Origin of the sequence: Pseudomonas sp. BMS12, assembly GCF_001592875.1 — a bacterium.
Classification (GTDB): domain Bacteria; phylum Pseudomonadota; class Gammaproteobacteria; order Pseudomonadales; family Pseudomonadaceae; genus Aquipseudomonas.
The window spans coordinates 1-16993 of sequence record NZ_LSOF01000023.1 but is presented as its reverse complement, the minus strand read 5'-3'; the positions used below and the strand labels follow the sequence as shown (position 1 = coordinate 16993).

Annotated in this window: 14 protein-coding genes and 1 pseudogene; all 15 read left to right on the top strand. The window is 56.3% G+C overall.

What is annotated here, in order from left to right; all coding sequences use genetic code 11:
• The first annotated feature begins 4 nt into the window (after nucleotides 1-4).
• Nucleotides 5-1090, top strand: coding sequence for a 3-phosphoserine/phosphohydroxythreonine transaminase (gene serC, locus AYB31_RS19365; protein WP_068830658.1), 1086 nt, complete (start codon nucleotides 5-7; stop codon nucleotides 1088-1090).
• Nucleotide 1091: 1 nt separating this feature from the next.
• The gene (pheA, locus tag AYB31_RS19360) at nucleotides 1092-2186 is read left to right on the top strand and encodes a prephenate dehydratase (RefSeq protein ID WP_068830657.1); all 1095 of its coding nucleotides are present in this window, start codon (nucleotides 1092-1094) and stop codon (nucleotides 2184-2186) included.
• A 72-nt stretch (nucleotides 2187-2258) separates the two neighbouring features.
• Nucleotides 2259-3368, top strand: coding sequence for a histidinol-phosphate transaminase (hisC, locus tag AYB31_RS19355; protein WP_068830656.1), 1110 nt, complete (start codon nucleotides 2259-2261; stop codon nucleotides 3366-3368).
• A gap of 4 nt (nucleotides 3369-3372) precedes the next feature.
• A complete protein-coding gene (locus AYB31_RS19350) occupies nucleotides 3373-5604 on the top strand; it encodes a bifunctional prephenate dehydrogenase/3-phosphoshikimate 1-carboxyvinyltransferase (protein WP_068830655.1) in 2232 nt (743 codons plus the stop codon).
• Nucleotides 5601-6266, top strand: coding sequence for a (d)CMP kinase (cmk, locus tag AYB31_RS19345; protein ID WP_068830654.1), 666 nt, complete (start codon nucleotides 5601-5603; stop codon nucleotides 6264-6266). Before AYB31_RS19350 ends, cmk begins: the two co-directional genes overlap by 4 nt.
• 143 nt (nucleotides 6267-6409) lie before the next feature.
• Nucleotides 6410-8089, top strand: a complete 1680-nt coding sequence (gene rpsA / locus AYB31_RS19340; RefSeq protein WP_068830653.1) for a 30S ribosomal protein S1 — start codon at nucleotides 6410-6412, stop codon at nucleotides 8087-8089.
• Nucleotides 8090-8259: 170 nt separating this feature from the next.
• Complete coding sequence (gene ihfB / locus AYB31_RS19335) at nucleotides 8260-8541, top strand: integration host factor subunit beta (RefSeq protein ID WP_068830652.1); 282 nt, start codon at nucleotides 8260-8262, stop codon at nucleotides 8539-8541.
• Between the two features lie 188 nt (nucleotides 8542-8729).
• Nucleotides 8730-10132, top strand: a pseudogene (locus AYB31_RS19330) (MBL fold metallo-hydrolase RNA specificity domain-containing protein).
• Between the two features lie 112 nt (nucleotides 10133-10244).
• Nucleotides 10245-11132, top strand: coding sequence for a phytanoyl-CoA dioxygenase family protein (locus tag AYB31_RS21580; RefSeq protein WP_153020755.1), 888 nt, complete (start codon nucleotides 10245-10247; stop codon nucleotides 11130-11132).
• A gap of 1 nt (nucleotide 11133) precedes the next feature.
• On the top strand, nucleotides 11134-12309 hold the full coding sequence (locus AYB31_RS21575; protein ID WP_153020754.1) for a hypothetical protein: 1176 nt from the start codon (nucleotides 11134-11136) through the stop codon (nucleotides 12307-12309).
• On the top strand, nucleotides 12290-12925 hold the full coding sequence (locus AYB31_RS21895) for an acyltransferase (protein WP_082805374.1): 636 nt from the start codon (nucleotides 12290-12292) through the stop codon (nucleotides 12923-12925). The genes AYB31_RS21575 and AYB31_RS21895 overlap by 20 nt, the downstream gene beginning before the upstream one ends.
• On the top strand, nucleotides 12912-13910 hold the full coding sequence (pseB, locus tag AYB31_RS19325; protein WP_068830651.1) for a UDP-N-acetylglucosamine 4,6-dehydratase (inverting): 999 nt from the start codon (nucleotides 12912-12914) through the stop codon (nucleotides 13908-13910). The genes AYB31_RS21895 and pseB overlap by 14 nt, the downstream gene beginning before the upstream one ends.
• Nucleotides 13911-13913: 3 nt before the next feature.
• Complete coding sequence (gene pseC, locus AYB31_RS19320) at nucleotides 13914-15071, top strand: UDP-4-amino-4,6-dideoxy-N-acetyl-beta-L-altrosamine transaminase (RefSeq protein ID WP_068830650.1); 1158 nt, start codon at nucleotides 13914-13916, stop codon at nucleotides 15069-15071.
• Nucleotides 15065-16696: an aldo/keto reductase gene (locus AYB31_RS21260; RefSeq protein ID WP_082805373.1), complete on the top strand. Its 1632-nt coding sequence runs from the start codon at nucleotides 15065-15067 to the stop codon at nucleotides 16694-16696. The genes pseC and AYB31_RS21260 overlap by 7 nt, the downstream gene beginning before the upstream one ends.
• A partial coding sequence (locus AYB31_RS21255; protein WP_153020753.1) for an SDR family NAD(P)-dependent oxidoreductase occupies nucleotides 16693-16993 on the top strand: 301 nt, incomplete at its 3' end. The genes AYB31_RS21260 and AYB31_RS21255, both read left to right, overlap by 4 nt.

Here is a 16993-nt window from a genome sequence, read left to right as displayed (position 1 = left end):
CGAAGTGAGCAAACGCGCCCATAACTTCTGCGCCGGCCCGGCCGCGCTGCCCACCGCCGTGCTGCAGCGCGCCCAGGCGGAAATGCTCGACTGGCAGGGTCGTGGACTGTCGGTGATGGAAATGAGCCATCGCAGCGACGAGTACGTGGCCATTGCCGAGAAGGCCGAGCAGGATCTGCGCGATCTGCTCGGCGTTCCGTCGGACTACAAGGTGCTGTTCCTGCAGGGCGGTGCCAGCCAGCAGTTCGCCGAGATTCCGCTCAATCTGCTGCCGGAAGACGGTGTGGCCGACTACATCGAGACCGGTATCTGGTCGAAGAAGGCCATCGAGGAAGGGCGTCGCTACGGTAACGTCAACGTTGCCGCCAGCGCCAAGGGCTACGACTACTTCGCCATTCCCGGGCAGAACGAGTGGCAGCTGTCGAAAGATGCCGCCTATGTGCACTACGCCAGCAACGAGACCATCGGTGGTCTGCAGTTCGACTGGGTTCCCGAAGTGGACGACACGCCGCTGGTGGTGGACATGTCCTCGGACATCCTCTCCCGCGAAATCGACGTGTCCAGGTTCGGCCTGATCTACGCCGGCGCACAGAAGAACATCGGGCCGAGCGGCCTGGTCGTCGCCATCGTTCGCGAAGACCTGCTCGGTCGCGCGCGCAGCGCCTGCCCGACCATGCTCAATTACAAAGTCGCCGCCGACAACGGCTCCATGTACAACACCCCGGCGACCTATTCCTGGTACCTCTCCGGCCTGGTCTTCGAGTGGCTCAAGGAGCAGGGCGGCGTCGCGGCCATGGAGCAGCGCAACAAGGCCAAGAAGGACCTGTTGTACAAGGCCATCGACGGCAGCGACTTCTACAGCAACCCGATCCAGTCGAGCGCCCGTTCCTGGATGAACGTGCCGTTCCGCCTGGCCGACGAGAAGCTGGACAAGGCGTTCCTCGAAGGCGCCGAGGCGCGTGGCCTGCTCAACCTCAAGGGCCATCGCTCGGTGGGCGGCATGCGTGCCTCCATCTATAACGCCACTGGCCTGGACGCCGTGGAGGCCCTGGTGGCCTACATGGCCGAGTTCGAGAAGGAGCGCGGCTGATATGTCCGAGCAGGAGCTGCAGGCCCTGCGCCTGCGCATCGACAATCTCGATGAGCGCATCCTCGAGCTGATCAGCGACCGCGCGCGCTGCGCCGAGGAAGTGGCGCGGGTGAAAATGAAGGAGCTGAAGGAAGGCGAGTCGCCGGTCTTCTATCGCCCCGAGCGCGAGGCCCAGGTGCTCAAGCGCATCATGGAGCGCAACCAGGGCCCGCTGGGCAACGAGGAAATGGCGCGGCTGTTCCGTGAGATCATGTCCTCCTGCCTTGCCCTGGAAAACCCGCTCAAGGTCGCCTATCTCGGCCCTGAAGGCACCTTCAGCCAGGCGGCGGCGATGAAGCATTTCGGTCATGCGGTCATCAGCGTGCCGATGGCGGCTATCGACGAAGTGTTCCGCGAAGTGGCCGCCGGTGCGGTGAACTTCGGCGTGGTGCCGGTGGAAAACTCCACCGAGGGTGCGATCAACCACACCCTGGACAGCTTCCTCGAACACGACATGGTCATCTGTGGCGAGGTGGAGCTACGTATCCACCACCACCTGCTGGTGGGCGACACCACCAAGCCGGACAAGATCACCCGCATCTACTCCCATGCCCAGTCCCTGGCGCAGTGCCGCAAGTGGCTGGACGCGCACTACCCGAACGTCGAGCGGGTGGCGGTGTCGAGCAACGCCGATGCGGCCAAGCGGGTGAAGAGCGAGTGGAATTCGGCGGCGATCGCCGGCGATATGGCGGCCAATCTCTACGGTCTGACCAAGCTGCAGGAGAAGATTGAGGACCGCCCGGACAACTCCACGCGCTTTCTCATCATCGGTAGTCAGGAAGTGCCGCCGACCGGCGACGACAAGACTTCGGTGATCGTCTCCATGCGCAACAAGCCGGGCGCGCTGCATGAGCTGCTGGTGCCATTCCACACCAACGGCATCGACCTGACCCGCATCGAGACCCGTCCGTCGCGTAGCGGCAAGTGGACCTACGTATTCTTCATCGACTTCGTTGGCCACCATCGCGACCCGCTGATCAAGGACGTGCTGGAAAAGATCAATCAGGAAGCCGTGGCGCTGAAGGTGCTGGGTTCCTACCCGAAGGCGGTACTCTAAACAGCAGCGGCACGCCGCAAGCTGCAGCGAATCGACGCGCGGCTTGTGGCTTGCAGCTTGAGGCTTGTAGCTATGACTTGTGACTTCCTCGCCCTGGCCGTAGCGGGCGTGCAGAAACTTTCGCCCTATGTACCCGGCAAGCCGGTCGATGAGCTGGCCCGCGAGCTGGATCTCGACCCGGCCGGCATCGTCAAGCTGGCCAGCAACGAGAATCCGCTGGGCCCGTCGCCCAAGGCGCTGGAAGCCATTCGCGCCGAGTTGGCCGAGTTGACCCGCTACCCCGACGGTAACGGCTTCGAGCTGAAGTCCAGGCTGGCGGCGCGCTGTGGCGTGACACCGGCCCAGGTGACCCTGGGCAACGGCTCCAACGATATTCTCGACCTGGTCGCCCGCGCTTGGCTAGCGCCGGGCCTCAATGCCGTATTCAGCCAGTACGCCTTCGCCGTCTACCCCATCGCCACCCAGGCGGTCGGCGCCCAGGGCAAGGTGGTGCCGGCCAAGGATCACGGTCACGATCTGGAGGCCATGCTGGCGGCCATCGATGCCGATACCCGCGTGGTCTTTGTCGCCAACCCGAACAATCCGACCGGTACCTGGTTCGGTCCGGACGCGCTGGAGCGCTTCCTCGCTCGTGTGCCGAAGAACGTACTGGTGGTGCTGGACGAGGCCTATATCGAGTACGCCGAGGGCGACGAACTGCCGGACGGCCTCGACTACCTGGCGCGTTACCCGAACCTGCTGGTTTCGCGCACCTTCTCCAAGGCCTATGGTTTGGCTTCGCTACGTGTTGGTTACGCGCTGAGCTCGCCGCAGGTGGCCGACGTGCTCAATCGTGTGCGTGCGCCGTTCAACGTCAACAGCCTGGCCCTGGCTGCCGCCTGCGCGGCGCTGGACGATGCGGACTACCTGGCGGCCAGTCGCCGCACTAACGACGCCGGTATGGCGCAGCTGGAGGACGGTTTCCGCAAGCTGGGTCTGCAGTGGATTCCCAGCAAGGGCAACTTCATCGCCGTCGACTTCGGTCGCGACGCTGCGCCGATCAATCAGGCGTTGCTCAAGGCGGGTGTCATCGTGCGGCCGGTGGCCGGTTATGGCATGCCGACATTCCTGCGCGTGTCCATCGGTACCGAGGGCGAGAACGCTCGCTTCCTCGCGGCGCTGGAGCAGATTCTCCGTGGCTGATGCAATGCCGTTGCAACAGTCGCCTGGCAGGCTCGGTCGCCTGGTGGTAGTGGGGCTCGGCCTGATTGGTGGCTCCTTCGCTAAAGGCATGCGCGAGAAGGGGCTGTTCAGTGAGGTGGTGGGTGTCGATCTGGACACGGAATCGCGGCGTCTGGCCGTCGAGTTGGGTGTGGTCGACCGCTGCGAAACCGAGCTGGCGGCCGCCTGTCAGGGCGCTGCGGTGATCCAGTTGGCGGTGCCTATCCTGGCCATGGAAAAACTGCTGGGCCAGCTGGCGCAGTGCGATCTGGGTGATGCGGTGCTCACCGATGTCGGCAGCGCCAAGGGCAATGTGTTGCGTGCCGCGCGTCTGGCCTTCGATGGCAAGGTGGCGCGCTTCGTCCCGGGCCATCCCATCGCTGGCTCCGAGCAGAGCGGGGTGGAGGCGGCCAATGCCGAGCTATTCCGTCGCCACAAGGTGATCCTGACACCGCAGGAGTCCACTGACGCAGAGGCGCTGGCTCTGGTCGATGGCCTGTGGCGGGCGCTGGGCGCCGACGTGGAGCATATGGAGGTGGAGCACCACGACCAGGTGCTGGCGGCCACCAGCCACCTGCCGCACCTGCTGGCCTTCACTCTGGTCGACTCGTTGGCCAAACGCAGCGAGAACCTGGAAATCTTTCGTTACGCCGCCGGAGGCTTCCGCGATTTCACGCGGATCGCCGGTAGCGATCCGGTGATGTGGCACGACATCTTCCTCGCCAATCGCGAGGCCGTGCTGCGTACCCTCGACGCATTTCGCGACGACCTCGACGCCCTGCGCGGCGCGGTCGACGCAGGGGACGGGCATCAGTTGCTGGGTGTGTTCACGCGCGCCCGCTTCGCCCGCGAGCATTTCAGTAAAATTCTGGCCCGCAGGGCCTATGTGGACGCCATGCATTCGAACGACCTGATCTACCTCGCCAATCCCGGTGGTTCTCTCTCCGGCCGTATCCGTGTTCCGGGCGACAAGTCCATTTCGCACCGCTCGATCATGCTCGGCTCGCTGGCCGAAGGCACCACCGAGGTGGAAGGCTTCCTCGAGGGTGAGGATGCGCTGGCCACGCTGCAGGCTTTCCGCGACATGGGCGTGGTTATCGAGGGGCCGCATCACGGCAAGGTGACCATTCATGGAGTGGGCCTCAATGGCCTCAAACCGCCGCCCGGCCCCTTGTATCTGGGCAACTCCGGTACTTCCATGCGCCTGCTCTCCGGCCTGCTGGCGGCGCAGTCGTTCGATACCGTGCTGACCGGCGACGCGTCGCTGTCCAAGCGCCCGATGAACCGCGTGGCCAAACCGCTGCGCGAGATGGGAGCGGTGATCGAGACCGCTCCAGAAGGGCGTCCACCTCTGACCATCCGTGGCGGTCGTCGCCTGGGCGGTATGACCTATGAAATGCCGATGGCCAGCGCTCAGGTCAAGTCCTGCCTGTTGCTTGCTGGGCTCTACGCTGCCGGCTCCACCACGGTGATCGAGCCGGCGCCGACGCGTGACCATACCGAGCGTATGTTGCGCGGCTTCGGTTACCCGGTGGCGGTCGATGGCAACCAGGCCACCGTCGAGTCCGGTCACAAGCTGAGCGCAACCCATATCGAGGTGCCGGCGGATATTTCCTCTGCGGCCTTCTTCCTGGTCGCTGCCAGCATCGCCGAGGGTTCCGAGCTGTTGCTGGAGCATGTCGGCATCAACCCGACCCGTACCGGCGTGATCGATATCCTCAAGCTGATGGGCGCGGATATCAGTCTGGAGAATCAGCGTGAAGTCGGTGGCGAGCCGGTGGCGGACATTCGTGTGCGCAGCGCCAAGCTGAAAGGCATCGATATTCCCGAGGATCTGGTGCCGCTGGCCATCGACGAATTCCCTGTGCTGTTCGTTGCCGCCGCCTGCGCCGAAGGGCGCACCGTGCTGCGCGGCGCCGAGGAGCTGCGGGTCAAGGAGTCCGACCGCATCCAGGTCATGGCCGATGGTCTGATCGCGCTGGGTGTGAAAGCCGAGCCGACCCCGGATGGCATCGTCATTGAAGGTGGTCCGATGGGCGGCGGCGAGGTATGGAGCCACGGCGACCACCGTATCGCCATGTCCTTCAGTGTGGCCTCGCTACGCGCCAGTGCGCCGATTCGCATCCACGACTGCGCCAACGTCGCCACCTCCTTCCCCAACTTCCTTGGTCTGGCGGCCCAGGTTGGTATCCGCGTGGCGGAAGAGGGCAACTCATGAGCGCAGTAGTCATCACCATCGACGGGCCTAGCGGCTCGGGCAAAGGCACAGTAGCCAGCCTGTTGGCTGCCAAGCTGGGCTGGAATCTGCTGGACTCGGGCGCTCTGTACCGCTTGCTGGCCTTTGCGGCACGCAATCACGGTATCGATCTGACCAACGAAGAGGCGCTGAAGACCCTTGCTGCACATCTCGACGTGCAATTCGTCGGCAAGAACATCGTTCTCGAAGGCGAAGAGGTGAACGACGCCATTCGCAACGAGCAAATCGGTGCCGGCGCGTCCCAGGTTGCCGCGCTGCCTGCTGTGCGCGAGGCATTGCTGCAGCGCCAGCGTGCCTTCCGCGAACCGCCAGGCCTGGTGGCGGATGGCCGCGACATGGGTACCGTGGTGTTTCCGGATGCGCCCTTGAAGATCTACCTCACTGCCAGTGCCGAGGAGCGGGCACGCCGCCGCTATCTGCAGTTGAAAGGCAAAGTGGAAGGTGTTAGCCTGCCGAGTCTCCTAGACGAGATTTGTGCGCGTGATGAGCGCGACATGCAGCGTGCGGTGGCCCCGCTTAAGCCAGCGGTCGACGCCATCCAGCTGGATTCGACGGAACTCAGCATCGAGCAGGTCTTGGAGAGAATTCTCAGCGAGGTCGCCAGTCGCGATCTCGCCGGGTAAGCCCAGGTCGCAATATCGCGGCCGACAAGGAGGCAGGCGGGAGACCAGTCATAGTCCCGCAGGCCTCTTTTTACATGAACGAACCCACATTGTCTGGAGTGTGGTTTGGGCAGTTTCCCTGCCCTTGATCGACAGGAATCAACATGAGCGAAAGCTTTGCAGAACTATTTGAAGAAAGCCTGAAATCCCTTGACATGCAGCCGGGTGCCATCATCACCGGCATCGTGGTCGACATCGACGGTGACTGGGTCACCGTACATGCCGGTCTGAAGTCCGAGGGCGTCATCCCGCTCGACCAGTTCTTCAACGAACAAGGCGAGCTGACCATCAAGGTCGGTGACGAAGTCCACGTTGCTCTGGACGCGGTTGAAGATGGCTTCGGTGAAACCAAGCTGTCCCGCGAAAAAGCCAAGCGCGCTGAATCCTGGCTGGTTCTGGAAGCTGCGTTCAACGCTGAGGAAGTGGTCAAGGGCGTTATCAACGGCAAGGTCAAAGGCGGCTTCACCGTTGATGTCAACGGCATCCGCGCGTTCCTGCCGGGCTCCTTGGTCGATGTCCGTCCGGTGCGTGATACCACCCACCTGGAAGGCAAAGAGCTGGAGTTCAAGGTCATCAAGCTGGACCAGAAGCGCAACAACGTTGTCGTTTCCCGTCGCAGCGTGCTGGAAGCCGAGAACAGCGCCGAGCGCGAGGCTCTGCTGGAATCCCTGCAGGAAGGCCAGCAGGTCAAAGGTATCGTCAAGAACCTCACCGACTACGGTGCGTTCGTTGACCTGGGCGGCGTCGATGGTCTGCTGCACATCACCGACATGGCCTGGAAGCGCATCAAGCATCCGTCCGAGATCGTCAACGTTGGCGACGAGATCGACGTCAAGGTTCTGAAGTACGACCGCGAGCGCAACCGCGTCTCCCTGGGTCTGAAGCAGCTGGGCGAAGATCCATGGGTCGCCATCAAGGCTCGCTACCCGGAAGGCACTCGTGTCACCGCCAAAGTCACCAACCTCACCGACTACGGCTGCTTCGCCGAGCTGGAAGAAGGCGTGGAAGGCCTGGTGCACGTGTCCGAGATGGATTGGACCAACAAGAACATCCACCCGTCCAAAGTCGTTAACGTCGGCGACGAAGTGGAAGTTCAGGTTCTCGACATCGACGAAGAGCGTCGTCGTATCTCCCTGGGCATCAAGCAGTGCAAGTCGAACCCGTGGGAAGACTTCTCCGGCCAGTTCAACAAGGGCGACAAGATCTCCGGCACCATCAAGTCGATCACCGATTTCGGTATCTTCATTGGTCTGGACGGCGGCATCGACGGCCTAGTTCACCTGTCCGACATCTCCTGGAACGAAGTGGGCGAAGAAGCCGTGCGTCGTTTCAAGAAGGGCGACGAGCTGGAAACCGTCATCCTCTCCGTTGATCCGGAGCGCGAGCGCATCTCCCTGGGTATCAAGCAGATGGAAGACGATCCGTTCTCCAACTACGCCTCCCTGAACGAGAAGGGCACCATCGTGCGCGGTACCGTCAAGGAAGTGGACGCCAAGGGCGCTGTCATCAGCCTGGGCGGCGAAATCGAAGGCATTCTGAAAGCCTCCGAAATCAGCCGTGACCGTGTTGAAGATGCTCGCAACGTGCTGAAGGAAGGCGACGAAGTCGAAGCCAAGATCATCAGCATCGACCGCAAGTCCCGTGTTATCAGCCTGTCCGTCAAATCCAAAGACGTTGAAGACGAAAAGGATGCGATGAAAGAGCTGCGTAACAAGCAGGAAACCGAAAGCACTGGTCCGACCACCATCGGTGATCTGATCCGCGCTCAGATGAACCAGAACTAAGTTCCGGTAACTCTGTGGGAAAGGGCGACTTCGGTCGCCCTTTTTCGTTTCTGTCGTAATCAAGCCGACATGGTGTTTTCCCTCTTGACATTCAGGCTACCCAAACGCTGGCTGGCGTGCTAAAAACACCCTACTAGATGATCTAGCCGCTTGAAAAAGAAGGGAAAACCATGACCAAGTCGGAGTTGATCGAGCGCATTGTCACCCACCAGGGGCTGCTGTCTTCCAAGGACGTAGAGCTGGCGATCAAGACTATGCTGGAGCAGATGTCCCAGGCTCTGGCCACTGGTGATCGTATCGAGATTCGTGGCTTTGGTAGCTTTTCCCTGCATTATCGAGCTCCGCGCGTGGGGCGCAATCCGAAGACGGGGGAGTCAGTACGTTTGGATGGCAAGTTCGTGCCGCACTTCAAGCCAGGCAAGGAATTGCGTGATCGGGTAAACGAGGAGTAATTGTTCGGTTTTCTACCGTCACCCGCGATGAGCAGGCTTGCTTGCTATTCCTTATGACATGCAAAATAACCGTCCCGTCTGGTTGTCTTTGCCTGCTATCTCTCTATGACTCGATGGTATGTGGGGGGATTTAAGTTTCCACTGCCAAGGCTAAGCCCCTTCGGTTTGTAGTGCAAAGGGACTAGTTCGTGCCATACCCCGATATTCTTCATCACGGCGCCGTATCGGGCGTAACCGGATCATGCTATCAACTGCTGGTGGCGCCAGATCTAAGCTTTCTCATCGACTGCGTCCTCTTCCAGGGCGCCGAGATCTCTGTGGATGGTCGTGTCGGAACAGGGCGTATTCCCAATCTACTCGCAGCTGGTTTTCAGGGGTTGATCCTCTGCGGTGGGCCGTTGGCAAAACTGTTGCCCATCGTGCTCGAAGATGCCTTCAAACTGGGTGTCAGCAGGGATCAGAAGCAGGTCGAGCGCTACCTCAAGCTGATCGAGCAGCGTATCGTTACGTTGCCTATAAAACCTGGTTCACCCTGGTCAATACCGCCCAGGTGCAGGTCAGGGTTCGCTTGCAGCGTGCCGGCCATATCCTGGGCTCGGCCTATGTCGAGTTCGACGTGAATTACTGGGCTGCGACCGAGAACAAGCGCATTGTCTTCTCCGGTGATCTGGGTGCGCCCCATGTGCCGATCCTCCCTGCGCCATGCTCGCCTTACAAAGCCGATATTCTGGTTACCGAGAGCACCTACGGTGATCTACTGCATGAAGACCGCCGTGCCCGGCGGCAGCGCCTCAAGCAGGTTGTACAGCATGCCCTGAGTAACCAGGGCACCGTATTGATACCTGCCTTCAGCATCGGGCGTACCCAGGAGCTGCTCTACGAGCTGGAGGGCATCATCCATCGTCGAGCGGAGGCAGCCCGTAAACCATCCTGCGCCAGCAAAGGTAAAGAGACGCCGCTTGACTGGTCAAATCTGCCCATCATTCTGGATTCGCCACTTGCTAGCCGCTTTATCGAGGTTTATTGCGAGCTGGATCGCTTCTGGGGTGCAGAGGCTCAGTTGCGGCTGAAAAAAGGGTGTAACCCGCTGAGCTTTCGCAATCTGCTGACGGTAGACTCGCACCTGGCCATGGCCAACCGCCTCGCGCAGACCGCTCAGCCGGCAATTGTCATTGCGACTAACGGTATGTGCTCCAGTGGGCATATCGTCAACTACCTAAAGGCGATGCTAGCCGATCCACGGCACGACGTTTTGTTTGTCGGTTACCAGGCCGAAGGTACGCCGGGTCGCCAGATTCAGCGCTTCGGTCCGCGTGGCGGCTACGTAGAGCTTGATGGTCGGCGTTATGACATTCGTGCCCAGGTGAATGGCATGGGTAGCTATTCAGTTCGCGCAGATCAGCAAGGCTTGGTTCGCTTCGTCTCTCGTATGAAAGGCTGGTCTTCGGTAATTCGTATCGTGCATGGAGATACACATATTAAGGCGCGGATGGTTTTGGTGCTGAAAGAGTTATATGAGGTGGAGGGGCGATTAGTCGATTTGGTCGTTCCGGTATTACCATTGCTCCGTCTCATAATGGTGCGGGTGTAGATATAATTTTGTTGATTTGGATCTGGTTGTGTTGCTTGTATCCGCTTTATTCTGCTCCAGTGAGCTATTTGTTTCGGTCTGTCTTTGTGGCTAAGAAATTCAAGGGGGGGAGATGTTTTCTAAGTATCGGTTAATGAGGGGGGTATTTAAGCGTAAATTAGTTAGAGAGTCTGTGTGGCGATTGATTTGTTTTGCAAATAGGCGAAAGGTTGAGTTTTTTCGTGCTGGTCAGAATCTTTCTGAAAGCTCGCTGGAAAAAAAATTAGCTCCGGAGGCTTATATCGAAGACCTGAGGCGTGATGGTGCTGTCATAGGGCCTTCGCTCTCTGAGGCAGATGTTCGTTATCTGCGCGAACTGGCCGAGCGAACGCCGTGCTTTGCTGATAGAAACCCTGCGTTAGGATTTTATATAAAAGACTTAGATGCCATTGAGGCGAAGTTGAGCAAGCCTCTACTGTTAGCGCAGTACTTCAATGTGCAGAGCGATCCAGTTGTTGCGCGCCTGTCTAAGGATCCATTCATGCTCTCGCTAGCGGCTGGCTATCTCGGGGTTGAGCCAAAGTTGATGAGTGTCAATATGTGGTGGACTTTTCCGGTGAATGCATCAGCAGAGGATCGCTCTAGACACGCTCATGTTTTCCATTATGATCTGGATGATATCAAATTCATCAAGTTCTTCTTTTATCTAACTGATGTGGATGGCGATAGTGGTCCACATGTCTTTGTTCGCGGGTCGAATAGAGATATTAGGTATAAAAATTCTTTTTTAAAATCCAAGCGTTTTACTGATGAGGAGATTGTTTCTTCATATGGTGTTGAGAGTGTAGTTGAGGTTTATGGTTCGGCAGGATCCTGTTTGATTGAGGATACGATCACTTTACATAAGGGCGTTACTCCTCTGCGGCGTCCTCGCTTATTGTTGCAGTTTGAGTTTTCAATAAATATCTATCCCGAAGTTAGTTGTGTGGTTGATCCTGCTTTGCAAAAAATAGTTGTCTAGTATGAAGGATTGGTCTTATTTGGTTTTTGCCTTGGCTGGGGTGGGGGTTGCTGCATTAAAAGGCTTTCTATATGCGCATATCTTAAATGAAGTTGAATATGCGGTAGTCGGCTATTACCTTTTGTGGGTTGGGGTTGGAGGGCTTATTGTCGGTAGTGGTGTGATGTTAAGGGCCCATACCGAACTCCCGGCTATGGATAAGGCGCAACGCTCTGCATTCATCGCGCAGGGGCGAGGCGTAGGTTTTATTTTCTGGTTGGCTTTGAGTATTCCTTTATCTGTAATTAGTTTTTTGGGGGGGGGTATTAGTCTACCGCTGCTCACCTTGCTTCAAGTTTTAATTATGTTTTTATTTACATTGGATGTGGTTGCTTTAAAGAGTGACGGAAATTTTGTTGGTTATGCGCGCTCGGTATTCTTCCGCAATTTATTACTCATGGTTGGAGGGTTGGTCGTAGCCTATGTGACCGGTTCTGCCCAGCTTTCGGTCTTGGCTGAGACCTTATGCGGGGTATTGGCTTGTGGGCGGGTGGTAACTAACTGGCTGTGTAATTTCAAATTCCCTAGTGGTGTCTATTTGAGGCAGTCTTTGAAATTTCTTCCTATCAGTCTGCTCGGTGGCGTGGGGCAGTACGTTGATCGTTTGTGTGCCTCTGTATTTCTTTCTTTAGGGGCTTTTTCCGAGTATTCCTATCTGTCACTGCTTATGTTTGGTGGGCTGGCAATTCAACAAATAATAAATACGAAAGTGATAACCCTGTTGTCCGTGCGCTGTCGTGTCTCGCCGCATCAAACCTTTCTTTATTTGCTAAAGGTTTCTGCCTCTGTCTTTGCTTGTGCTTTTGTTTTGTTGCTGTGTTCGGCGTATATCTTGTTTTTTAGTGTTTTTGCTGCTTCTTGGGTGGGCTTGAGTCCGTTGTTAATTGTTATTTTTGTTGTTGGGGTTTGTTTTAAGGCGGCAGAGTTTTTCTCCAGTTTTCTAGTGGTATTGCATAGGAAGAAGCTATTGCTAGCTGTGCAGTTGGTTGGTGTTTTCTTTTATTCTCTTCTTGCGTTATTTTCGTATTCTGCTGGGTTCGATGTTTTTGTATCGTCAATGGTGCTCGGTATGGGTGTGTATACTCTATCTTTGATGTTTATTTCGTGGAGGGTTTCGCTTGCTCAAGCGTCTTGTTGAAATGATTTGGTGGAGGCTCTACACCTTGTGGACGTGTTTGGTTGCGCTTCTTCGGGGGAGTCGTTTCCATCCAGCGGTTCGTATTAAAGGGTGGGGTCTTGTGTTTGAGCGTGCTAGCTCTGTTCGTAATGCTAAATTAGATGCTTCTCTTGGGCGTATTGATCTGCGGTCAGGCTGCTGGCTTAACGACGGCGTAGAGGTCTCAGCCATAAAGGAGATTGTTGTTGGTTCTGGGACGACATTGCAGCGCAATGTGACGATTAATGGGCAGATATATCTGGGGGCGGGCTGTTTGTTTGCTCCTAATGTTTTTGTTTCTTCTACCAGTCATGTTTATGACCGATTTCCTGGGGTCTCGATTCGTGAGCAAGAAAGCTTGTTGTCTCAGGAGGAATTTCTGCGGGACTACAATCGCCCGATCTTTGTGGGCGATGACGTTTGGGTTGGTGTTAACGCAGTGCTGATGCCGGGCGTCCGCATTGGAGCGCATGCAATCATTGGTGCCAATGCGGTGGTGACAAAAGATGTGCCCGAGGGGGCCATTGTGGCGGGGGTACCTGCTAAAATACTGAGTTATCGTTTAGGTTTTGAGGGCAAGATTTGTGCTGAGCAATAAAACTATTCTCGTTACCGGGGGCACGGGTTCTTTCGGCAATACATTCGTGCCGATGACGTTGGCTAAATACAATCCCAAGAAAATCATCATCTTTTCCCGCGACGAGATGAAGCAGTGGGACATGGCCAAGAAATTCGAAGGCGATCCGCGCGTTCGATTCTTTATCGGCGACGTTCGTGACAAGGATCGTCTCTATCGGGCGCTCGATGGCGTGGACTACGTGGTGCATGCCGCCGCGACTAAGATCGTACCGACTGCGGAGTACAACCCGTTCGAGTGCATCAAGACCAATATCAACGGTGCCGTGAATCTGATTGATGCCTGCATCGACAAGGGCGTCAAGCGCGTGGTCGCACTCTCCACCGATAAGGCCAGCAGCCCGATCAATCTTTATGGCGCCACCAAACTGGCCTCCGACAAGCTCTTCGTCGCAGGCAACTCCTATGCGGGTGGTCACGATACCCGCATGGCGGTCGTGCGTTACGGTAACGTCATGGGCTCGCGAGGCTCGGTGATTCCCTTCTTCTTGTCGATCAAGGACAAAGGCGAGCTGCCGATTACCGACGAGCGCATGACGCGCTTCATGATTTCCTTGGAAGAAGGCGTCGAGCTCGTCTGGCATGCGTTCGACGATATGGAAGGTGGTGAGATCTATGTGAAGAAGATCCCCTCCATGAAAGTGACCGATCTAGCCCGCGTCGTCGCTCCCGACGCGTCGCAGAAGATCGTTGGCATTCGTCCGGGTGAGAAGCTTCACGAGCAGATGATTAGTGCCGAGGACTCCTACACGACCTACGAGTACCCCGAGCACTTCAAGATTCTTCCTGTGATCCATGACTGGGCGAACTGCCCCAGGCGCATTAAGGATGGCAAAAAAGTGCCGGAAGGCTTCGTCTATTCCAGTGACAATAACACCGAATGGATGAGCGATGAGGCGCTAAGCGCCTGGATCGAACGGAACCGCAAAAAAATCGGGAGCATCTGAGCCATGATCCCCTACGGTCGCCAGGACATCACTCAAATCGACATCGATGCTGTGGTCGAGGTTCTGCAATCTGATTTCCTCACCCAAGGCCCGATGGTGCCTCGTTTCGAGCAAGGGGTTGCGCGTCATGTCGGAGCGGCGCACTCGTTGGCGGTCAACAGTGCCACCTCGGCATTGCATATCGCCTGCCTGGCGCTGGGGTTGGGAGAAGGCGACTGCCTGTGGACATCACCGATCACCTTCGTGGCCTCTGCCAACTGCGCGCTGTACTGCGGGGCGCAGGTGGATTTCGTCGATATCGACCCGCGTACCTACAACCTCTGTCCCTCGGCACTTGAGCGTAAACTGCAGGTGGCCGAACGCGAGGGAACGCTCCCCAAGGTACTCATTGCCGTGCATCTGTGTGGCCAGCCTTGTGACATGCAGGCCATCGCGGCACTAGCCAGGCGTTACGCGTTCAAGGTCATTGAAGACGCCTCCCATGCCATCGGTGGCAAGTACCAAGGTGAGTTCATCGGCAACTGCCGTCACAGCGACATCACGGTATTCAGCTTTCACCCGGTGAAGATCATCACCACCGCTGAGGGTGGAATGGCTCTCACCAATAGTGCCGAGCTGGCAGAAAAAATGACTTTGCTACGCAGTCACGGTATTACTCGTGATCCGGCGCAAATGACGCACGCTGCCGATGGCCCTTGGTATTACCAACAAATCGACCTGGGCTTCAACTACCGAATGACTGAGTTGCAGGCTGCGCTCGGGGTCAGCCAGATGCAGCGTCTCGATCAGTTCGTTGCGCGCCGTCATGAGCTGGCGGCACGTTATGACCGACTCTTGGCTGCGTTACCTGTGATGACGCCCTGGCAGCATCCCGACAGCTACTCTGGCCTGCACCTATACGTTGTACGCCTGAAGCTGGAGCAGATCGGTAAAAGCCATCGTGAGGTTTTCGAGTCGCTGCGCGAACAGGGTATCGGCGTGAATCTGCACTACATCCCGGTACACACCCAACCCTACTATCAGAGTATGGGTTTCAAGCTTGGAGATTTCCCCGAGGCTGAGCGTTATTACGCCGAAGCCATCAGTTTGCCGATGTTTCAGACCATGACTCGTGTCCAGCAGGATCGAGTTATTGAGGTGTTGCACGAGGTGCTTTGTTGAAAAGTGTAGCTGTTCTTCAGGCGAGAACATCTTCGTCTCGGCTTCCTGGAAAGGCTCTACTTCCTATTAACGGAGTTCCAGTTGCCATACTTGCAGCTAAAAGAGCGGCGAATACTGGTCGTGATGTTGTCATTGCTACATCCGATGAATGGAGCGACGATAAACTGGCTGATGTTGCTTTGGCTTATGGCGTGAAATGTTTCAGGGGGAGTTTGAATAATACGCTTAACCGTGTCGTTGAAGCCCTTTCTGTGTACGCTGACGATACCGTTGTTTTTCGTTTGACTGGGGATAATGTATTTCCAGATGGCGCGCTATTGGATGAGATAGAGAAAGATTTTCTGTCCAAGGGTGAAGCATATATGTCCTGTAATGGCGTTTTGTCAGGGCTTCCTTATGGTGTCAGTGCTGAAGTGACTTACCTGAAGTATTTGCGAGAGGCTTTGGCTAATACTGATGCTCTTTACGATATTGAGCACGTGACGCCGTATGTTGCAAGAATGTATGGTCGTAGGGCTTTTGAGAAATATTCATCAATGGTGAAGGGTAACTACCGTTGTACCATTGACTGCTTAGATGACTACCTGGTCGTTCAAGAAGTTTTTTCTGGGATTGAAGACCCTTTGTCGGTGTCAGTATTCGAGTTGATAGAGCGCCTTGATGGAAAGCGCTACCAGCCGATTGCAATGAGTCCGGTTAGCAAGTTCGTTCTGGGTACCGCACAGTTAGGTTTGGACTATGGTATCGCCAATAGTGCAGGACGCCCTAGTTCGGCGGTGAGCAGTGAAATTGTAAAGCTTGCGATCTCTAATGGTGTTTCTTTGATAGACACGGCTCGTGCATATGGCGAGTCGGAGATGGTCGTTGCTCAGTCTTTGCAGAGTGGTTGGCAAGGACGTGCACAAGTTATTACGAAGCTTTCGCCTCTGGGCGATTGTCCGGCAGATGCTCTGGATCATGTTGTAAATGCGTTTGTTGATGCGAGCGTTCATTTATCTCGTGCAAATCTAAGGCAGCAAAAAATTGATGTGCTCATGTTGCATCGGGCTAACCACCTTTATGCATGGGGTGGCGCTGTGTGGCGTCGATTGCTTGAGCTTAAATCGCTTGATTTTATTGGTGAGTTGGGTGTTTCGGTTCAGTCGCCAAATGAGTTAATGGATGCTCTTGCGAACGAGAGCGTGTCCTACATTCAGCTTCCAATGAACATTCTCGATTGGCGCTGGAAAGATGCTGTCCCTAAAATTCGGGAGGCAAAATTAACGAGGCGCTTGAGTATTCATGTTCGGAGCGCTTATCTGCAGGGTGTTCTCCTTAGTCAAGAAGTTGCAGTATGGCATGCTGCAAATGTAGATAATGCGCTCGGTTGTATTGAATGGTTAAATGATACTGTCATCAAGTTGGGGCGACGCAGTGTTGCAGACTTGTGTGTTGGATACCTCGCCTCTCTTGATTGGGTTGACGGGATTGTTGTGGGTGTGGAAACGATTGAGCAAGTACAATCAAATATCGAACTATTTGGGTTGCAAGGTTTGACGGCTGATCAGGTTCGAGCAATAGATGGGAATCGACCAGTGTTGTCGGAGAGCAGTTTAAATCCAGCCCGTTGGAGCAAGCATAGATGAGCCAGGGTGTCGATATATTTTCTCTTAGTGGTAAAACCGCATTGGTAACTGGTGCTACGGGCTATCTCGGTTCGGCGATGGCTTTTGCTTTGGCTGAAGCTGGAGCAATGGTACTGGTCAACTCTCGTTCTCGTTCACGTAGTGAGGCACTAGTAGAAAGTATTCGTCGCTCTGGGTTTTCGGCTTCCCCGGCAGTTTTTGATGTTTCCGATGAAGAGGCCGTTAAAAGCTTTTTTGAGCAAAATGCTGGGCTCGAACTGGATATATTGATTAATAACGCTTATGCCGGGGGGGGGG

Bases quoted from the DNA above. Each gene is read 5' to 3' on its own strand.
- pheA (WP_068830657.1), top strand. From the start codon at position 1,092: ATGTCCGAGCAGGAGCTGCAGGCCCTGCGCCTGCGCATCGACAATCTC.
- hisC (WP_068830656.1), top strand. From the start codon at position 2,259: ATGACTTGTGACTTCCTCGCCCTGGCCGTAGCGGGCGTGCAGAAACTT.
- AYB31_RS19350 (WP_068830655.1), top strand. From the start codon at position 3,373: ATGCCGTTGCAACAGTCGCCTGGCAGGCTCGGTCGCCTGGTGGTAGTG.
- cmk (WP_068830654.1), top strand. From the start codon at position 5,601: ATGAGCGCAGTAGTCATCACCATCGACGGGCCTAGCGGCTCGGGCAAA.
- rpsA (WP_068830653.1), top strand. From the start codon at position 6,410: ATGAGCGAAAGCTTTGCAGAACTATTTGAAGAAAGCCTGAAATCCCTT.
- ihfB (WP_068830652.1), top strand. From the start codon at position 8,260: ATGACCAAGTCGGAGTTGATCGAGCGCATTGTCACCCACCAGGGGCTG.
- AYB31_RS21580 (WP_153020755.1), top strand. From the start codon at position 10,245: ATGTTTTCTAAGTATCGGTTAATGAGGGGGGTATTTAAGCGTAAATTA.
- AYB31_RS21575 (WP_153020754.1), top strand. From the start codon at position 11,134: ATGAAGGATTGGTCTTATTTGGTTTTTGCCTTGGCTGGGGTGGGGGTT.
- pseC (WP_068830650.1), top strand. From the start codon at position 13,914: ATGATCCCCTACGGTCGCCAGGACATCACTCAAATCGACATCGATGCT.